Genomic DNA, 17,785 nt, shown 5'->3' with positions numbered 1-17,785 from the left:
GGTAGTACCGGAGTCGGATCGCGACGCCGGAAGGATGACCGGCCGACCCCCGCGTCAGGGGTGGGGCCCGCCACCTTCGGGACGCCAGCGGGTGTGGCGGTGCTTGCCTCCGGGGGAGTCAGCGGGTGTGGCGGTGCTTGGCCTCCGGAGGAGTCAGCGGGTGTAGCGGTGCTTGGCCCCCGGGGGGAAGTAGTCAGGGTCGCCGGTCTCCCGCAGCCGGATCACCGGCGTCTGGCGCACCTCCGGCACGTAGTGGGCGAACTCGCTGTTGAGCCGCCGCAGCTGGGACAGGATCGACGCGCCCACGGCCTCGGCCGTGCCGTCCGACGGCTTCTCGCCGGGGGCCAACTCCACCGTCACCGTCAGGTGCCGGTCGCGCCGCTCGTCCTCCGCCACCTCCATCACGAACTTGCCCGTCACCAGCCCGGCCACCTCCGGCTGCTCCAGCCCCACGGAGATGTTCTCGGGGTACACGTTCGCCCCGTAGTACGACACGGTGAAGCGGCTGCGTCCGAAGACGTACGCGAAGGGCCGTTCGGGGCCGGGCGCCGACGGCTCCAGCCCGTGGTCGCGGACGAAGGCCAGCATCCGCTCGTACGGGATCAGGCCGCCGTCGTCGGCGATGTGGTAGCGGATCAGCGGGATGCCGTTGTCGCCGGAGAACAGCAGGGTCCCCTCGTGCTCCTCGAAGAAGCGCGCCCCCGGGTCGTACTGGACCAGCGTGGGCAGCCGCGACTCGCCGAACAGCTCACGCGCGACCGTCGGCCGCTCCGCCAGGAAGCGGCGGATCTCCACCGACAGCGGCGTCTCGTTGCCGAGCACGCCCGCGTCGGCCGTCCCGTACAGGGAGGCGATCCCGCGCACCGGATCGGCGATGCCGGCGCGGGAGGCCACCAGCGTGCGCCACTCCTCGCTGAAGACCTCGCCGGCGGTGACCAGCTTGACCTGCCAGCGGGACCAGGGCAGCCCGGCGTCGATCACGTCCTTGAGGAAGGGCGGGTAGCCGAGCAGCACCACCTGGTCGAAGTGCGGCGCCAGCTCGGGCACCACCCGCAGGATCTCCCGCTTGTCGCCGCCCGGCGCCACCACCGTCACCGGGTAGCCGAGCTCGGCCAGCCGGCGGCAGCAGGCGAGCGTGAACAGCCCGCCCACCCAGGTGCCGAGCGTGAAGCAGACCACCGCCAGCGTGCGCCGCTCGTGGGCGGCGAAGGAGTCGCGGAACACCTCCTCGAAGCGGGCCGCGACGGCCTTCTCGTCGGCGGCGGTGCGCGGCCAGAACGCGGGCTCACCCGTCGACCCGGACGACACCGCGACGATGTCACCGATCACCCCATGACGGCACAGGTCAGGGAGCGGGTGGCGTCGCGTGTACGTGTCCTTGCTTGTCATCGGCAAGCCCACAAAATCCTGAAATGTCCGGATCTGGGCGGGGTCGATGTCGTGCTCCGCCAGGAACGCCCGGTACGCGGGCACCGTCTCCACCACGTCATGGAACAGCTTGACCAGGTCCACCAGCCGACTGTACGACCGGAACCCCGGCCCGTCACTCGCCCGGCCGCACCAGCCCGGTCTCGTAGGCGTACACGATCGCCTGAGCGCGGTCGCGGAGCCCCAGCTTCATCAGCACCCGCCCGACGTGCGTCTTGACCGTCTGCTCGGCCAGCACCAGCTTCCGCGCGATCTCCTGGTTGGACAGCGCCTGCGCGACCAGCGTGAGCACCTCGCTCTCGCGCTCGGTCAGCAGGCTCAGCCGGACGGCCGAGGGCGCGGGCCGCGGCCCCAGCCGGGCGAACTCGTGGATGAGCCGCCTTGTCACGCCCGGTGAGATGAGCGCGTCGCCGGCCGCCACCACCCGGACGGCCTCGGCGAGCTGGGCGGCCGAGGCGTCCTTCAGCAGGAACCCGCTGGCGCCGGCCCGCAGCGCCTCGTAGACGTAGTCGTCGAGGTCGAACGTGGTCAGGATGAGCACCTTGGACCGCGAGCCGGGCGAGCACAGCCGCCGGGTGGCCTCCAGCCCGTCCATCACCGGCATCCGCACGTCCATCAGCACCACGTCGGGCGCCAGCTCGGCGGCCCGCTCGATCGCCTCCCGCCCGTCGCCCGCCTCGCCCACGACCACGATGTCGGGCTGGGAGCTCAGGAACACGGTGAAGCCCGTGCGCACCATGCCCTGGTCGTCGGCGATCAGAACCCGTATCACCCTGAACCCCGTCCGGTCGGCAGCACCGCGGTCACCTGGAAGCCTCCCACCGGGACCGGCCCCGCCTCCAGTGTGCCGCCGAGCAGCGCCGCCCGCTCACGCATGCCGACGAGCCCGTGACCGGCGCCCGGCGAGTGGGCGGGGGAGGAGCCGGGGCCGTTGGTGATGTGCAGGCGCACGCCGTGGTCGTCGCGGCCGATGTCGAGCACGACGGTCGCGCCGGGGGCGTGGCGCATCGCGTTGCTCAGCGACTCCTGCACGATCCGGTAGGCGGACATGCCCACCGCCTGTGGCACCCTCTCCAGCGACTCGGGCCGCCTGACCAGCACGGACAGCCCGGCCGCCCGCGCGTTGGCCACCAGGTCGTCCACCTGCTCCAGGCCGGGCTGCGGGGCGGTGTCGGTGCGGCCCTCCTCGTCGCGCAGCACGCCGAGCACCTGCCGGAGCTGGGCGATCGCCTCCAGCGACAGCGCGCGGATGCCGGCCAGCCCCGCCTCCAGCTGGGCCGGGTCGCCCGCCGCCTTGAGCGGCACCGCCTCGGCCTGGATCGCGATCACCGACATGTGGTGGGCCACCACGTCGTGCAGCTCGCGGGCGATGCGGGCGCGCTCCTCCAGCACGGCCTGCGCGCCCATGGCCTCCTGGCTGCGCCGCTCCTCCAGGGCGAGCCGCTCGGTGGCGCTGCGCCGCACCCGAACGTTGTAGCCGAGGAGCATGACGGCGCCCACGATGACCGACCCGAGCGGCATGCCGTTGGGGAAGGCGATCCACATCACCAGCACGCTGATCACCCAGGCAGCGCCGGTGATCCGCCGATCGCAGCGCACCGCCACCGAGTAGGCCACGAGCAGGTAGGAGAGCACCATCTCCGGGGTGTAGGGGTTGTCCTCGTAGTCGATGCCCAGCTCGAAGGAGACCCAGAGCCCGGCGGGCAGCAGGGCCAGCGAGGCGCGCCAGGCCGCCAGCGGCCTCCGGTCGCGCAGCACGAGCGGCACCGCGACCCCCAGCGCGGCCAGATAGGCGACGGCCAGGCGTTCGTCATGCTGGAGGACCCGGTCGTAGGTGGTCAGGAACAGGATGAGGGCCAGCAGCGCGTCGGCCGTCCGCACCAGGTCGAGCGTGCGGAACGGCAGCAGCCCGAGCCAGCGCGGCACCGGCATGGCCAGCCGGCGGGACCGGGGCGTGGGCGGGTCGGCCTCGCCCTTGTAGAGCACGAGAGGGATGGGGCGCAGCACGGCCGAGAACACGGTTGAAGACTACGAGCCGGGTGCGCGCCGCGCGTCGCACCCAGGTCTGATCCGTTCTCACCCTTAGGTATCACTTACATGATTACGCTCGCTCTGAGCGAACATCGGCAAGCAAGGGAACATTACGAGGCTCCGATGAATTGAGTCGGTATAACTCAACCCTTTGGAGTTCGCATGAGTGAGAGCTTGATCCTGCCGGTTCTGCCGCTGGACGACGCCGTCGTGCTGCCGGGCATGGTGGTTCCCCTGGACCTGTCCGACTCCGAGGTGCGCGCCGCGATCGACGCGGCCCAGGCATCCGATGGCAACAAGCCACAGGTGCTCCTCGTTCCCCGCATCGACGGCCGCTACGGCGCCGTCGGCGTGCGCGCCGTCGTCGAGCAGGTCGGGCGGCTGCCCGGCGGCGAGCCCGCCGCCGTGGTCCGCGGCGTCGACCGGGTGCGCATGGGCGCCGGCACGACCGGCCCCGGCGCGGCGCTGTGGGTGGAGGCCGTGACCGTGGACGCGGTCCCCGCCGGTGAGCGCGCCCACGAGCTGGCCAAGGAGTACAAGGCCCTGGCCACCACCATCCTGCAGAAGCGCGGCGCCTGGCAGGTGGTCGACCAGGTCAACCAGATCGACGACCCCTCGGTGCTGGCCGACAGCTCCGGCTACACCCCGTGGCTGTCCACCGCCCAGAAGGTGGAGCTGCTGGAGGCCGGCGACCCCGCCGACCGGCTGGCCAAGCTGGTCGAATGGTCCCGCGAGCACCTGGCCGAGCTGGACGTGGCCGAGACGATCCGCAAGGACGTCCAGGAGGGCATGGAGAAGCAGCAGCGCGAGTTCCTGCTGCGCCAGCAGCTCGCCGCCATCCGCAAGGAGCTGAAGGAGCTCAACGGCGACTCGGCCGAGACCGAGGAGGAGGACTACCGCGCCCGCGTCGAGGCGGCCGACCTGCCCGGGAAGGTGCGCGAGGCCGCACTCAAGGAGGTCGACAAGCTGGAGCGGACCTCCGAGCAGTCCCCGGAGACCGGCTGGATCCGCACCTGGCTCGACACGGTCCTCGACCTGCCGTGGAACGTGCGTACCGAGGACAACTACGACATCGTCGGCGCCCGCGAGGTGCTGGACGCCGACCACACGGGCCTGTCCGATGTGAAGGACCGCATCATCGAGCACCTGGCCGTGCGCAAGCGCCGCCAGGAGAAGGGGCTCGGCGTGGTGGGCGGCCGGCGCAGCGGCGCCGTGCTCGCCCTGGCCGGCCCTCCCGGCGTCGGCAAGACCTCGCTCGGCGAGTCGGTCGCCCGCGCCATGGGCCGCAAGTTCGTCCGGGTCGCGCTCGGCGGCGTCCGCGACGAGGCGGAGATCCGCGGCCACCGGCGCACCTACGTGGGCGCGCTGCCCGGCCGCATCGTCCGCGCCGTCCGCGAGGCCGGCTCGATGAACCCGGTCGTGCTGCTCGACGAGGTCGACAAGGTCGGCGCCGACTACCGGGGCGACCCGACGGCCGCGCTGCTGGAGGTGCTCGACCCGGCGCAGAACCACACGTTCCGCGACCACTACCTGGAGGTCGAGCTCGACCTGAGCGACGTGCTCTTCCTGGCCACGGCCAACGTCCTGGAGGCGATCCCCGGCCCGCTGCTCGACCGGATGGAGGTCGTCACGCTCGACGGCTACACCGAGGACGAGAAGGTCGCCATCGCCCGCGACCACCTGGTGCCCCGCCAGCTCGGGCTGGCCGGTCTGACGGCCGAGGAGGTCACCGTCGAGGACGAGGCGCTGCGCAGGCTGGCCACCGAGTACACCCGCGAGGCCGGCGTCCGCTCCCTGGAGCGGTCGGTCGCCCGCATCCTGCGCAAGGTCGCGGCCGGCGACGAGCTCCCGGTCACGGTCGGCGCCGACGGCCTGACCGCCTACCTGGGCAGGCCCAGGTTCGTGCCGGAGTCGTCGCTGCCGGAGAACGCCCAGCGCACCTCGGTGCCGGGCGTGGCCACCGGCCTGGCGGTCACCGGCGCCGGCGGCGACGTGCTCTACGTGGAGGCGTCGCTGGCCGACCCGGAGACCGGCGAGACCGGCCTGACCCTGACCGGCCAGCTCGGCGACGTGATGAAGGAGTCGGCCAGGATCGCGATGTCCTACCTGCGCTCCCACGGCGCGGAGCTGGAGCTGCCGGTCACCGCGCTGAAGGACCGCTCGGTGCACGTCCACTTCCCGGCGGGCGCCGTGCCCAAGGACGGCCCGTCGGCGGGCGTGACGCTGACGACCGCGCTGGCCTCGCTGCTGTCGGGCCGGCAGGTCCGCGGGGACGTGGCGATGACCGGCGAGATCTCGCTCACCGGCCGGGTGCTGCCGATCGGCGGCGTCAAGCAGAAGCTGCTGGCGGCGCACCGGGCGGGCATCTCCACGGTGCTCATCCCGGCGCGCAACGAGCCGGACCTGGACGACGTGCCCCAGGAGGTCCGCGACGAGCTGACCATCCACGCGGTCAGCGACGTGCGCGAGGTCCTGGACATCGCGCTCGTCCCGGCTCAGGTGGCCGGCAGCGTCGCCGCCTGATCCCGTACGAGGACGCCCCGCTCAGGCGGGGCGTCTTCCGTATGGGAGGTCTCAAGGCAGGGAGGCGGTGAACTCCAGCACGCTCTCGTTCACCTCGGCCGCGAAGTGGCCGGAGATCGAGTGCGTCGCCTCCGGCCACAGCTCGGCGCGCACGCCGGGGATGAGGTCACGCGCCCGCCGCACCGCCAGGGCCGGGTCGTGGATGACGCTTCGCCCGGCCACCAGCACCAGCGCGGGCACCGTGATCGAGCGCAGCTGCTCGTCGGTGAAGCGCGCGGGAGGCGGGAGCGCGGGCCTGTAGTGCGCCATCGTCGCGGAGATGAGCCGGGCCACGGGGTCGTCCGGCGCGATCTCGCCGCCGGTGCCGTCGATCCACCTGAGAAAGCGCGGCCGCGCCCAGCGCGAGACGAACGGCAGCATGACCGGGATCGTCCGCAGAATCAGCCCGGCCGGTATCGGGGCCAGCGTGCCGGCCGGGTCGATCAGGCTGATCGAGGCCACGAGGCGCGGATCCCGCACGGCCTGATTGCACGCCAGCCAGCCGCCGATGGACATGCCGACCAGGTGGGCGGCGCCGATCCCGAGCCCGTCGAGCGCGGCCGACAGCCAGGCGGCCTGGTCGCCGGCGTCCTTGATCGGCGCGGTCTGCTCGCTGCGGCCGCCCTCGCCGAGCAGGTCGAGCACGTACACGGGGCGGGCCGCGGCCAGCCCGGGGAGGTTCGGCAGCCACATGACGCCGGTCGCCGACTTGCCGTGCAGCAGCACCAGCGGCGTGCCGCCGCCCTCGCCGAACCGGTACGCGCGCACCCGCCCGAACGGCGTCGCCACGTCATGCGTCCCGGCCGGTGACGGCAGCGCGGCCAGCGTCACGTCATAGACCTTCTCGTACGCCGCCCGCGCGGCGGGCGTGGCGAAGCGGCCGATCTTCGGCATCTCACCCTCCTTTGCCATACAATCATATTGCATCCTTTGTCGTACGATCATATGGCGAAAATCGGGAAGGCGGGCGGATGCCGAAGAAGGTCGACCACGAGCAGCGGCGCGAGCAGATCACCGAGGCGCTGTGGGGCATCGCCGCCTCGCGCGGCCTGGAGGCGGTCAGCATGCGCGAGGTGGCCGCGGCGGCGGGCATGTCCATCGGGCTGGTCCAGCACTACTTCGCGAGCAAGGACGAGATGCTCCTGTACGCGACCGCCCGCCTGCGCGATCAGCTGAGAGAACGCCTCGGGCGGAGCCTGGCGGGGATGGAGTCCGCCACGCCCCGCGACCTGGTGCGCGCCCTGCTCCTGGCGATGCTGCCGCTGGACGCCGAGGCCCGGACGGCGACGCTGGTCGGGGTGGCGGTCTTCTTCCGCGCGCTCAACGACGACACCATGGCCGCCCGCTACCGGGAGGGCCGCGCCCTGCTGTCCGCGGCGGTGGCCGAGCGCCTGGAAGGGCTCACCGCCGATCCCGCGACGGCCGCGGACACCCTCCTGGCGCTGACCGACGGGCTGGCCTCTGACCTGCTGCTCGGACACCTCACGGCGGATCGCGCGATACGCATCCTCGATCGGCAGATCTCCCAAATGACCGAATCATCCGCTCATTTGACCGAATGATTCGGTCATGCTTCCATGGTTCCATGCTGTACGGGACGCCCGAGCTGGAGCCGGCCGACAAGGCCGTGCTGGTGGAGATCGAGGACATGCGCCGCGATCTCAAATACCGGCTGGCCGAGACCCACCGCTGGGACGGCCAGTTGCGCCGCCAGCTGCGGGCGCGGGCGATCCAGGGCTCCAACTCGATCGAGGGCTACCACGCCAGCGTCGAGGACATCGAGTCGATCATGTCCGGTGAAGACCCGCTGGAGGCGTCAGGTCAGGTGGCGCGCGAGATCGCGGGCTACCAGCAGGCGCTCACCTATATCCAGCTCCTGTCGAGGGCCCCGGTGTTCCGCTACGACATCGGCCTGCTCAACGCGCTCAATTTCATGATGATCGGCCACCACCGTGACAAGACCCCGGGGGTGGTGCGCCCGGGCGGCATCTACGTCCGCAGTGCCGCGACGGGCGAGGTGGTCTACGAGGGGCCGGACGTCGAGGAGGTGCCCGGCCTGCTCGACGAGCTCGTCGACTGGCTCAACTCCGGAGATCTCGACGCGCCGAGCTATGTCCGGGCTGCCATGTCGCACTTCAACCTGGTGGCGATCCACCCCTGGCGTGATGGGAACGGCAGGATGTCACGGGCCCTGCAAACCCTGGTGCTGGGGCGCGACCAGATTCTCACGCCCGAATTCTCCTCGATCGAGGAATGGCTCGGCACGGGCGAGAACACGACCGACTACTACCGCGCGCTCCGGGAAGTGCAGCACGGGGCGTGGGGGCCGCACGGCGACACCCACTCCTGGGTGCGGTTCTGCCTGCGTGCCCACCACATGCAGGCCCAGCGCGTCCGTCAGCGGCTCACCCAGGCAGGGGAGATCTGGATGCTGCTCGAAGAGCGGGTCGACGCCGACGGGCTCAACACCCGCTCCGTGTCCGCGCTCTACGAGGTGTTCGTCAACCGCAGGCTGCGCAGGAGCCGCTACCAGGCCGACGAAGGGCTCAGCCAGGGTCAGGCCGCCCGCGACCTGCGGGAGCTGGCCGCTAAGGGCTGGCTCCAGCCGTACGGGGAGACCAAGGGACGCTTCTACGAGCCGGGCCCGCGCATGCGCGCGATCAAGGCCGACTTCGCCCGGCGGGCCGAGCCGCTCCGCGACCCCTACCGAGTGAGCGACGTCACCCCGTGAGTCAGGAATAGCCGCGCCGCGGGGCGTCGTTGGCATGAGCATGACCGAGGGACACGCGCATCGCCGATCCGGCCGGTGTCGTCGCCTGCGCATGGGGCGGATGACCGCCCGCCAGGCCCGATAACCGCCCGCCCTCCCTCGAAGGTCTTCCCGTGATCATGCCCTGTTACGTGCTGCGCCGGCTGAGCCATCTGCCGTTCCATCCGGGTTCGCGATAGAGCGACCGGCTCTCGTACGGGATCGTTTCCAGCTCCGCGGCCATGGGCCGCCTTTCAGCCATGGGGAAGTGTCGTGATCGAGGTTTCCGGCCTGCGCAAGGCGTACGGCCGCACCGTCGCGCTGGACGGCGTGGACCTGAGCGTGCGCGAAGGCGAGGTCTACGGCGTGGTGGGGCGCAGCGGCGCCGGCAAGAGCACGCTGCTGCGCTGCGTCAACCTGCTGGAACGGCCCGACTCCGGCACGGTCAGGGTGGCCGGCCAGGAGCTCACCGGGCTCGGCGGCCGTGACCTCAACCGCGCCCGCCGCCGCATCGGCATGATCCACCAGCATTTCGCGCTGCTCTCCTCGCGGACCGTGGCGGGCAACGTGGCCTTCCCGCTGGAGGTCATGGGCGTGCCCAGGGCGGAGCGCCACCGCCGCGTCGCCGAGCTGCTGGAGCTGGTGGGGCTGGACGGGCGCGAGCGCGACCACCCGCACCAGCTCTCCGGCGGGCAGAAGCAGCGCGTCGGCATCGCCAGGGCGCTCGCCGGCAAGCCGGCCGTGCTGCTGTCGGACGAGGCCACCTCCGCGCTCGACCCTGCCACCACCCAGTCGATCCTGGACCTGCTGAAGCGGCTCAACACGGAGCTGGGCCTGACGATCCTGCTCATCACGCACGAGATGGACGTCATCAAGAGCGTCTGCGACTCGGCCGCCATCATGTCCGGCGGGCGCGTCGAGGAGTCGGGCGCCGTCGCCGACCTCATCAGGACCCCCGGCTCGCGCCTCACCCGGGAGATCTTCCCGCTGCCCGGTCCCGCGCCCGCGGGCTCGGTGACGCTCACCTTCACCGGCGACCCGCAGCGGCCGCTGGTGTCGGAGGTGGTGCGCAAGTTCGACGTGGACGTGAGCATCCTGGGCGGCGCGATCGAGGAGATCGCCGGCGGCTCGGCTGGCCGGCTGCGGGTCGCGCTCACCGGTGACGAGGCTCCGGCCGCGCTCGACTATCTCCGCGAGAGCGGGCTGCTGGTGGAGGTGTCATGACCTGGGAAGAGATGGCGCCCCTGCTGGTGGAGGCCACCGTCGAGACCGCGATCATGGTCGGCTGGTCGGCGCTGCTGACCGTGCTGCTCGGGCTGCCGCTGGGCGTGGCGCTGGTGGTGTTCGACCGCGGCGGGCTGCGGCCGCTGCCCGCTCTTAAGTCCGTGCTCGGGATGGTCGTGAACGTGGGCCGGTCGCTGCCGTTCATCGTGCTGATGATCGCCATCATCCCGTTCACCCGGCTGGTCGTCGGCACCACCATCGGGACCGCCGCCGTGGTGGTGCCGCTCACCGTCGGCGCCGTGCCGTTCTTCGCCCGGCTGGTGGAGACCTCGCTGCGCGAGGTGGACCGGGACGTGATCCAGGCCGCGCAGGCGATGGGGGCGGGCCGCGCCACCGTCGTGGCCAAGGTGCTGCTGCCCGAGGCGCTGCCCGGGATCGTCGCCGGGATCACGGTGACGGTGGTCGCGCTCATCGGCTACACGGCCATGGCCGGGACCATCGGCGGAGGCGGGCTGGGCGACCTGGCCATCCGGTACGGCTACCAGCGGTTCGAGACCGGCGTGATGGTGGCGACCGTCGTGCTGCTGGTCGTGATCGTGCAACTCATGCAGAGCCTGGGCGACTACGCCGCCCGGCGTCTATCGCACAAGTAAAGGAAAGATCATGAAATTTGGTCGAATAGTGGGTGCTGCTGCGCTGGCTCTGTCGCTCGCCGCATGCGGTGCGTCGCAGTCCGCGACCAGCGAGCCGGACGGCGCGCTCAAGATCGGCGCCAGCCCGGTGCCGCACGGCGAGATCCTCGCCTACATCGACGAGAACCTCGCCGAGGCCGCCGGCCTGGACCTGGAGATCGTCGAGTTCACCGACTACGTGCAGCCGAACGTCCAGCTCAGCGAGGGCAAGCTGGACGCCAACTTCTTCCAGCACAAGCCGTACCTGGACGACTTCAACGCCTCCAAGGGCACCGACCTGGCCTTCGTCACGCCGGTCCACCTGGAGCCGCTCGGCCTGTACTCCAAGAAGGTGACCGAGCTCGGCGGCCTGGCTGACGGCGCCACCGTGGCCGTGCCGAACGACGCCACCAACCTGGGCCGCGCGCTCAAGCTGCTCGCCGACAACGGCGTGGTGACGCTCAAGGAGGGCGCGGGCACCGCCGCCACCGAGCGCGATGTCACCGGCAACCCGAAGAACCTGAAGTTCGAGCCGCTGGAGGCCGCGCAGCTGCCGCGCTCCCTGGACGACGTGGACGCGGCCGTGATCAACGGCAACTACGCCATGGAGGCCGGACTCAAGCCCGCGTCCGACGCCCTGACCCTGGAGAAGGGCGAGGACAACCCGTACGTGAACGGCCTGGTCGTCGCCGCCGGGCAGGAGCGGGACCCGGACATCGTCACGCTGGGCAAACTGCTCCAGGACCAGAAGGTGAAGGACTTCATCGCGCAGAAGTACGCGGGTTCGGTGACCGCCGCCGGATAAGGCGACGTTAAAGCGGCTTGCAAGCCGGGGGCAATCGGTTCCGCTTATCAATGACCCGACAGCAGAACCGACCTCTTCCCGAGGAGCCCTCAAGTGCGATTCGCAACTCGAATCCTGATCGGCGTCGCGGCCGCCTCCATGGTGGCCGTCGCCGCCCCCGCCGCGGCGAGCGCGACGACGACGACCAGTGCCTCCGCCTCCTACGACAGCTGGGGCCCGTACCACTCCAGTGACCACAACGCCAAGGCCGAGGGTCATGTGAAGGTGGAGAAGAAGACCTACAAGCACTGGTACTGGAAGACCGTCTGGACCCCCAAGAAGGTCTGCAAGTGGCACGACGGGGAAAAGAAGTGCTGGTGGGTGAAGAAGAAGGACAAGAAGCGCGTGTGGGTGTGGAAGCACGTCGACACCTTCGACGTCCACAGCAAGCTCCACAACGACAAGTGGTGGGGCAAGAACAAGTGCGCGTGGGAGACCTTCAAGGTCGTCACCAACGACGGCGACACCTCCTTCGAGCGGTTCAAGAACTGCCACAAGCACCCGAAGCACTTCTCGTTCTCCGGTAAGGACGTCGCTCACATCTACGTGAACGTGAGCCGCGGCGACCACTGGGGCCCGAAGGGCTGGCACTCCGGCTGGCAGGACGTCTACCACGCCGTCTGATCCATGACAGCGAGCCGCGGCCTCGAAGGCGAGGTCGCGGCTTCGCCCTGTGCGGAGGCTGGCTTTTCCCGGCGAGAACAGAATACTGTTCGGTCATGTACCCGGGAGCCATCGCAGCCGTCACCCCCGACAAGCCCGCTGTGATCATGGCGGGCTCCGGTCAGGTCGTCACCTATCGCCAGCTCGACGAGGAGTCGAACCGGCTGGCCCACCTGTTCCGCGCCGCGGGCCTGCGGCCGGGCGACCACATCGCCTTCATGTTGCCCAACCATCCGCTCTTCCTGGCCATCGCCTGGGCCGCGCACCGGTCCGGCCTCTACTACACGGCGATCAGCTCGCGGCTGCAACGCGACGAGCTGGCCTACATCGTCGACAACTGCGGCGCCCGGGTGTTCGTCTCCAGCGCCGCCCTCGCCGAGGTCGCCACCTCCATCACCGCCGACACGCCGGGCGTGGAGCTGCGGCTGATGCTCGACGGCACCGCCGAGGGCTTCCAGTCGTACGAGGAAGCCGTCGCGGCCCATCCGGTCACCCCGATCGACGACGAGGTGCAGGGCACCGACATGCTCTACTCCTCCGGCACCACCGGCAGGCCCAAGGGCGTCAAGCCCGCCCTGGCGCTGGAGCCGCTGACCGAGCCGGGCGCCCTGTTCGGCCTCATCCAGTTCCTGTTCGCGCCGTCGGCCGACAGCGTCTACCTGTCGCCCGCCCCGCTCTACCACGCGGCCCCGCTGCGTTACTGCATGACGTTCCAGCGCATCGGCGCCACCCTCGTGGTCATGGAGCGCTTCGACCCCGAGGAGTACCTGCGGCTGGTCGAGAAGTACCGGGTGACGCACTCGCAGCTGGTGCCGACCATGTTCATCAAGATGCTCAAGCTGCCGGAGGAAACCCGGGCGAGATACGACCTGTCGTCGCTGGAGGCCGCCATCCACGCGGCCGCGCCCTGCCCGATCCCGGTCAAGGAGAAGATGATCGAGTGGTGGGGCCCGATCATCCACGAGTACTACGCGGGCACCGAGGGCAACGGCTTCCTGTACGTCGGATCGAAGGACTGGCTGGAGCACAAGGGCACGGTCGGCCGTTCCCTGCTGGGCCCGGTGCACATCTGCGACGAGGAGGGCGAGGAGCTGCCGCCGGGCGAGCACGGCACGATCTACTTCGAGAGCGCCGCCGCCTTCGAGTACCACGGCGACCCGGACAAGACCCGCTCGGTGCAGGACCCCCGGGGCCGCGGCTGGACCACCCTCGGCGACATCGGCTACCTGGACGAGGAGGGCTTCCTCTATCTCACCGACCGCCGCTCGTACATGATCATCTCCGGCGGGGTGAACATCTACCCGCAGGAGGCCGAGAACGTCCTGTGCGTGCACCCCAAGGTCGCCGACGTGGCCGTGCTGGGCGTCCCGGACGAGGAGATGGGCGAGCAGGTCAAGGCCGTGGTGCAGCCGGTGTCGATGGACGAGGCGGGGCCGGAGCTGGAGAAGGAGCTGATCGAGTACTGCCGTTCGCAGCTGGCTCACTACAAGTGTCCCAAGTCGGTCGACTTCAGGGCGGAGCTGCCCCGGCATCCCACGGGCAAGCTCTACAAGCGGCTGCTCAAGGACGAGTACTGGAAGTGATTTTTCCGCGCCGGGCAACGGGCTTCGAGCAGGGAGGATAAAGTCGTCGTTTACGAGTTCAGCCGCCGTCGATCATCGGCTTAACCAGGACTTACGCCTGCTGCGGCACCCTTGGGTAAGAGGAACTCGAGGGAGATGACGATGAACGCGAACGAGCCTCGCGAGCAGGGCGCCGGCGGCTGGAGCCAGTTCGGCGACACGCCGCCCTCCGCCGGGGGCTTCCCCCGGCGGGACACCATGATCATGGGTCAGCCGGTGCCACCGCCTCCGCCTCCGCCGAAGAAGCCCGGCTTCACGGCCGGGCGGAAGGCGATCGCCGGGCTGGCCCTGGCGGCCGTGGCCGTCGGCGGCGGCGTAGTGGGCGCCACCGTCGCCACCGCGTTCCAGGATCCCGTCGTGACGACCGTCAGCGCCCCGAGCCCCACGTTCAGCCAGGCATCCAACTCGCTCAGCGTGGCGCAGGTCGCGGAGAAGGTGCAGCCCTCGGTCGTGATGATCCAGGGCTCGACGGGCGAGGGCTCCGGAGTGGTCCTCACCGCCGATGGGCTGATCCTCACCAACAACCACGTGGTGGAGGGCGCCGGCCAGGGCGGCGGCCGGATGAGCGTGAAGTTCAGCGACGGCAGGACCGCCGCCGCCACCGTCGTCGGCACCGACCCGGCCACCGACCTGGCCGTGATCAGGGCCGAGGACGTGTCGGGGCTGTCCCCGGCCACCCTCGGCGACAGCGGCAAGCTCAAGGTGGGCGACTCCGTGCTCGCCCTCGGCAGCCCGCTCGGCCTCGACGGGTCGGTCACCCTCGGCATCGTCAGCGCGCTCGACCGCACGCTCACCGTCGGCGGCGAGCAGGAGCAGGCCCCGCCCGGCTGGCCGCAACAGCAGCGCGGAGGCGGCGGCGCGGTCTCCACGATCGGCGGCGCCATCCAGACCGACGCCGCGATCAACCCGGGCAACTCGGGCGGCGCGCTGGTCAACGCCGCGGGGGAGGTCGTGGGCATCAACACGGCGATCGCCACCGCGGGCAGCAACGGCAGCATCGGCCTCGGCTTCGCGATCCCGATCAACACCGCCAAGCACGTGTCCGACCAGCTGATCAGCACCGGCAAGGTGACCCACGCGTTCCTGGGCGTGAGCGTCACCGACGCCACCGGCGACGTGCCCGGCGCGCTGGTCCGGCAGATCACCGCGGGAAGCCCCGCGGAGAAGGCCGGACTGCAGTCGGCCGACCTCATCACCAAGATCGACGGCAAGGCCGTCGACGGCGGAGATGACGTCGTCGGGCAGATCAGAGGTTTCAAACCGGGCCAACAGGTTCAGATCACATATATGAGGGACGGCGCGGAGAAGACCGTCACCGCCACCCTCGCTGAAATGCAATAACAGGACCCCCACACGGACGGGTGTGCCGTCGAGATCGCTGCGGACTCGGCGGCACACCCCCTTCCGTTCACCGGGAAATCCCGGCCGATCAGGTGAACCGGCGGCCCTCGTCACGCCGGTAGGCCCACGCGGCGGCGGCCCCGGCCACCACGGTCCACCCGGCCAGCACCACCAGCGCGAGAGTGTCCGGGGCGGCTCCGGTGCCGGCCCACCAGACCAGCTCGCCGCCGCCCCGGCTCGGCACGTACGGGGAGATCGCGGTCAGGAACTCGGGCATGACCTGCGGCGGCAGCATCAGCCCGCCCACGATCGCGAACGGGAAGAACAGGATCTGCGACACCGCGATCGCCGCCTTCGACGGCAGCACCAGCCCGAGGAACAGCCCGATGAGCATGAACGGCAGCGACCCGGCCAGCGCCGCGCCCACGATCGCGGCCAGCCGCGCCGGGGCGAGGTCGGCCTCGGTGAACAGCCCCGCCACCAGGATGACGGGGAACGTCGAGACCACCATGAGCGCCGTCGTGGTGAGGATCCGCCCGGCGAAGTGCGGGAACGGCCCCGCGGGGAGCGTGCGCAGGTAGGGGTTGAACGGCTGCTCGCGGTCCATCGCCACCGAGATCGACAGCCCCATCAGCGCCGCCGACATGGCGCCCACCAGCATCATCGAGCCCATCGACAGGGTCGAGGCCACCGGGTCGTCGCCGACGAACGGCACCGCGAACGCCAGCATCGCGATGGCCGGGAACAGCCCGCTGGCCAGCAGGCCGATCGGCACCCGGATCTGCTCGATGACCTGATAGCGGGTGTGGGCCAGGACGAGGCTAGGCATGGGCGTGCTCCTTCGCGGCGGTGATGGTCAGGAAGGCCTCCTCCAGGGAGGTGGGCCTGATCTCCAGGCCCGAGAACGGCGTGCCGCTGCGCACCAGCTCGACCACGAGCCGGTCGGGGTCGGGGGTCACCAGGTGGACCCGGCCGCCCTCGCGCTGGACGCCGGCCACGCCGGGCAGCTCCGGCAGCTCGCCCGCGTCGAACGAGACCCGCCGCGCGCCGACCACGTCACGCACGGCCGCCACGGTGTCGTCGGCGAGCACGCGGCCGTGGCCGACGACCACCACCCGCTCCGCCAGCGCCTCGATCTCCTCCAGGTAGTGGCTGGTCAGCAGGATGGTGCCGCCGCCCTCGTGGAAGGCCCTGATGCCGTCCCACAGCGTACGCCTGGCCTCGACGTCCAGCCCGGTGGTCGGCTCGTCCAGGAACACCAGTCTCGGGTCGCCGGCGAACGCCAGCGCCACGGCCAGCCGCCGCTTCTGGCCGCCGGACAGGCCGCCGATCTGCCGCTTGACCAGCTCGCCCAGGCCGAACCTGTCCAGCAGCTCGGCCTTGGCCACCGGCTTCGGGAAGTGGGAGGAGACGAAGTCCACGACCTCGCCCACCCGCAGCACCTCGGGCAGCCCGGTCTCCTGCGGGGTGACGCCGATGCCGCGCCGCACAGCCGGGTCGGACGGCGAGCCGCCGAGCAGCTCGACCGTGCCGGAAGTGGGCCGGCGCAGCCCCACGAACAGGTTCATCAGCGTGGACTTGCCCGCGCCGTTGGGGCCCAGCAGGCCCACCAGCTCGCCGGCCCGGATCTCGACGGAGACCCGGTCGAGCGCGACCACGTCGCCGTAGCGCCGGGTGGCCTCGACCGTTCTGGCGAGGACTGTCATGGATTTCCTCCTGCGGAGTCCAGTAGGGAACGGATGGCCTTGGTGTAGTCCTCGAGCGCGAGCCGCCCCCGCGTGGTCATCGAGACGTAGGTGACGGGGGTGCGGCCCCTGTGGGTCTTGGTGATGCGCACGTAGCCCGCTTCTTCGAGCTTGGTCAGATGGACGGAAAGGTTGCCCGCGGTCATGCCGAGCAGGTCCTTGAGTGAGGGGAAGGCGATCTCGTCGCCCTCGCCGAGGGCACTGAGCGTGACCATCACGCGCAGCCTGGCCTGGGCGTGGATGACCGGGTCGAGCTCGGGCGCGGCGTCGCCGGAGGTCATGCGCGCCGCCGCAGCAGGATCCCGGTGACGATCTGGCCGCCGCCGAGGAGGACCGCGGTGAGCAGCGCGTGCCAGCCCGGCCCCAGGATGACGCCCAGGCCGTTGACGGCGGCGACCCACACCCCCATGAAGAACATCGGCCACTGCGTGTAGAGGGCGCCGCAGGCCATGTAGAGCACGGCCACCACGAGCAGCGACACGCCCGACCACATCAGGCCCCTCTCCTCAGGGGGCAGCATGGAGCTGAACCGGATGTTGATCACGGTCATCAGCACCATGCCGACGAACCAGGCGTAGCCATACATCATGCCCTTGGCCGAGCTCTCACCGCGGATGGCGGAGCTCAACCTGACGAGCCCGGTCGCCATGAACGCGCCCGCCACCAGCTGCGCGGCGAGGAGGATGCCCAGCGCGAGCTGCCAGGTGATGGGCGCGTAGGGCACGCCGTGCAGCCCGTAGTGCAGGAAGAACGCCCCGAAACCGAGCAGCCAGGCGACGCCCCACGGCGTGTAGAGCAGCAGCGGGTCGCCGTTCAGCGCCTTCACTGCGGCGGCGCGCTGCCGCTCGATCAGCCGGAGCGTCTCCTCGGGGGAGGAGGCCCGCTCGCCGTCGTCTGTCATCGCA

Annotated in this window: 17 protein-coding genes; 9 read left to right on the top strand and 8 right to left on the bottom strand. The window is 70.8% G+C overall.

Annotated elements, in window-relative coordinates:
* Nucleotides 1-153 precede the first annotated feature (153 nt).
* From ABD999_RS39905 to ABD999_RS39895, 3 genes are read right to left on the bottom strand one after another with little or no spacing between them, the layout of a single operon-like run.
* Nucleotides 154-1,512, bottom strand: coding sequence for a phenylacetate--CoA ligase family protein (locus tag ABD999_RS39905; RefSeq protein ID WP_271276466.1), 1,359 nt, complete (start codon nt 1,510-1,512; stop codon nt 154-156).
* A 31-nt stretch (nt 1,513-1,543) separates the two neighbouring features.
* Nucleotides 1,544-2,200 (bottom strand): response regulator, encoded by a 657-nt coding sequence (locus ABD999_RS39900; RefSeq protein WP_271276465.1) that lies wholly within the window; start codon nt 2,198-2,200, stop codon nt 1,544-1,546.
* Entirely contained in the window at nt 2,197-3,447 is a 1,251-nt protein-coding gene (locus ABD999_RS39895; RefSeq protein ID WP_271276464.1) for a sensor histidine kinase, read from the bottom strand. Before ABD999_RS39895 ends, ABD999_RS39900 begins: the two co-directional genes overlap by 4 nt.
* A gap of 174 nt (nt 3,448-3,621) precedes the next feature.
* Here ABD999_RS39895 and lon point away from each other — a divergent pair, with 174 nt between their 5' ends.
* On the top strand, nt 3,622-5,982 hold the full coding sequence (gene lon / locus ABD999_RS39890) for an endopeptidase La (RefSeq protein ID WP_271276463.1): 2,361 nt from the start codon (nt 3,622-3,624) through the stop codon (nt 5,980-5,982).
* A 51-nt stretch (nt 5,983-6,033) separates the two neighbouring features.
* On the opposite strand, the gene ABD999_RS39885 is transcribed toward lon, so the two are convergent.
* Nucleotides 6,034-6,915 carry an alpha/beta hydrolase gene (locus ABD999_RS39885; protein WP_271276462.1) on the bottom strand — a complete coding sequence of 294 codons (882 nt, stop codon included), beginning with the start codon at nt 6,913-6,915 and terminating at the stop codon, nt 6,034-6,036.
* A 77-nt stretch (nt 6,916-6,992) separates the two neighbouring features.
* On the opposite strand from ABD999_RS39885, the gene ABD999_RS39880 reads away from it, so the two are divergent.
* The 8 genes from ABD999_RS39880 to ABD999_RS39845 all read left to right on the top strand — a co-directional run bounded on the left by ABD999_RS39880 (nt 6,993) and on the right by ABD999_RS39845 (nt 15,135).
* Nucleotides 6,993-7,583 carry a TetR/AcrR family transcriptional regulator gene (locus ABD999_RS39880; protein WP_271276461.1) on the top strand — a complete coding sequence of 197 codons (591 nt, stop codon included), beginning with the start codon at nt 6,993-6,995 and terminating at the stop codon, nt 7,581-7,583.
* A 23-nt stretch (nt 7,584-7,606) separates the two neighbouring features.
* On the top strand, nt 7,607-8,752 hold the full coding sequence (locus ABD999_RS39875) for a Fic family protein (RefSeq protein WP_271276460.1): 1,146 nt from the start codon (nt 7,607-7,609) through the stop codon (nt 8,750-8,752).
* Nucleotides 8,753-9,043: 291 nt separating this feature from the next.
* Nucleotides 9,044-9,994: a methionine ABC transporter ATP-binding protein gene (locus ABD999_RS39870; RefSeq protein WP_271276459.1), complete on the top strand. Its 951-nt coding sequence runs from the start codon at nt 9,044-9,046 to the stop codon at nt 9,992-9,994.
* Complete coding sequence (locus ABD999_RS39865; RefSeq protein WP_219544527.1) at nt 9,991-10,647, top strand: methionine ABC transporter permease; 657 nt, start codon at nt 9,991-9,993, stop codon at nt 10,645-10,647. The genes ABD999_RS39870 and ABD999_RS39865 overlap by 4 nt, the downstream gene beginning before the upstream one ends.
* A 10-nt stretch (nt 10,648-10,657) precedes the next feature.
* Nucleotides 10,658-11,470, top strand: a complete 813-nt coding sequence (locus tag ABD999_RS39860; protein ID WP_271276458.1) for a MetQ/NlpA family ABC transporter substrate-binding protein — start codon at nt 10,658-10,660, stop codon at nt 11,468-11,470.
* A gap of 93 nt (nt 11,471-11,563) precedes the next feature.
* On the top strand, nt 11,564-12,133 hold the full coding sequence (locus ABD999_RS39855; RefSeq protein ID WP_271276457.1) for a hypothetical protein: 570 nt from the start codon (nt 11,564-11,566) through the stop codon (nt 12,131-12,133).
* A 95-nt stretch (nt 12,134-12,228) separates the two neighbouring features.
* On the top strand, nt 12,229-13,755 hold the full coding sequence (locus ABD999_RS39850) for an AMP-binding protein (RefSeq protein WP_219544530.1): 1,527 nt from the start codon (nt 12,229-12,231) through the stop codon (nt 13,753-13,755).
* A gap of 141 nt (nt 13,756-13,896) precedes the next feature.
* A complete protein-coding gene (locus ABD999_RS39845) occupies nt 13,897-15,135 on the top strand; it encodes a S1C family serine protease (RefSeq protein ID WP_271276456.1) in 1,239 nt (412 codons plus the stop codon).
* 88 nt (nt 15,136-15,223) lie between these two features.
* Here the strand turns inward: ABD999_RS39845 and ABD999_RS39840 are convergent, their stop codons facing one another.
* The 4 genes from ABD999_RS39840 to ABD999_RS39825 are packed head-to-tail and all read right to left on the bottom strand — an operon-like array spanning nt 15,224 to nt 17,781.
* Nucleotides 15,224-15,964, bottom strand: coding sequence for an ABC transporter permease (locus ABD999_RS39840; RefSeq protein WP_271276455.1), 741 nt, complete (start codon nt 15,962-15,964; stop codon nt 15,224-15,226).
* Nucleotides 15,957-16,841, bottom strand: a complete 885-nt coding sequence (locus ABD999_RS39835; protein ID WP_271276454.1) for an ABC transporter ATP-binding protein — start codon at nt 16,839-16,841, stop codon at nt 15,957-15,959. Before ABD999_RS39835 ends, ABD999_RS39840 begins: the two co-directional genes overlap by 8 nt.
* On the bottom strand, nt 16,838-17,161 hold the full coding sequence (locus ABD999_RS39830; protein WP_148032469.1) for a winged helix-turn-helix domain-containing protein: 324 nt from the start codon (nt 17,159-17,161) through the stop codon (nt 16,838-16,840). The genes ABD999_RS39835 and ABD999_RS39830 overlap by 4 nt, the downstream gene beginning before the upstream one ends.
* Complete coding sequence (locus ABD999_RS39825; RefSeq protein ID WP_148032468.1) at nt 17,158-17,781, bottom strand: hypothetical protein; 624 nt, start codon at nt 17,779-17,781, stop codon at nt 17,158-17,160. The genes ABD999_RS39830 and ABD999_RS39825 overlap by 4 nt, the downstream gene beginning before the upstream one ends.
* Nucleotides 17,782-17,785 lie beyond the last annotated feature (4 nt).

It is taken from the genome of Nonomuraea ferruginea (genome assembly GCF_039540635.1).
Taxonomy (GTDB): Bacteria; Actinomycetota; Actinomycetes; order Streptosporangiales; family Streptosporangiaceae; genus Nonomuraea; species Nonomuraea ferruginea.
This window is presented reverse-complemented; position numbering and strand designations above follow the sequence as displayed.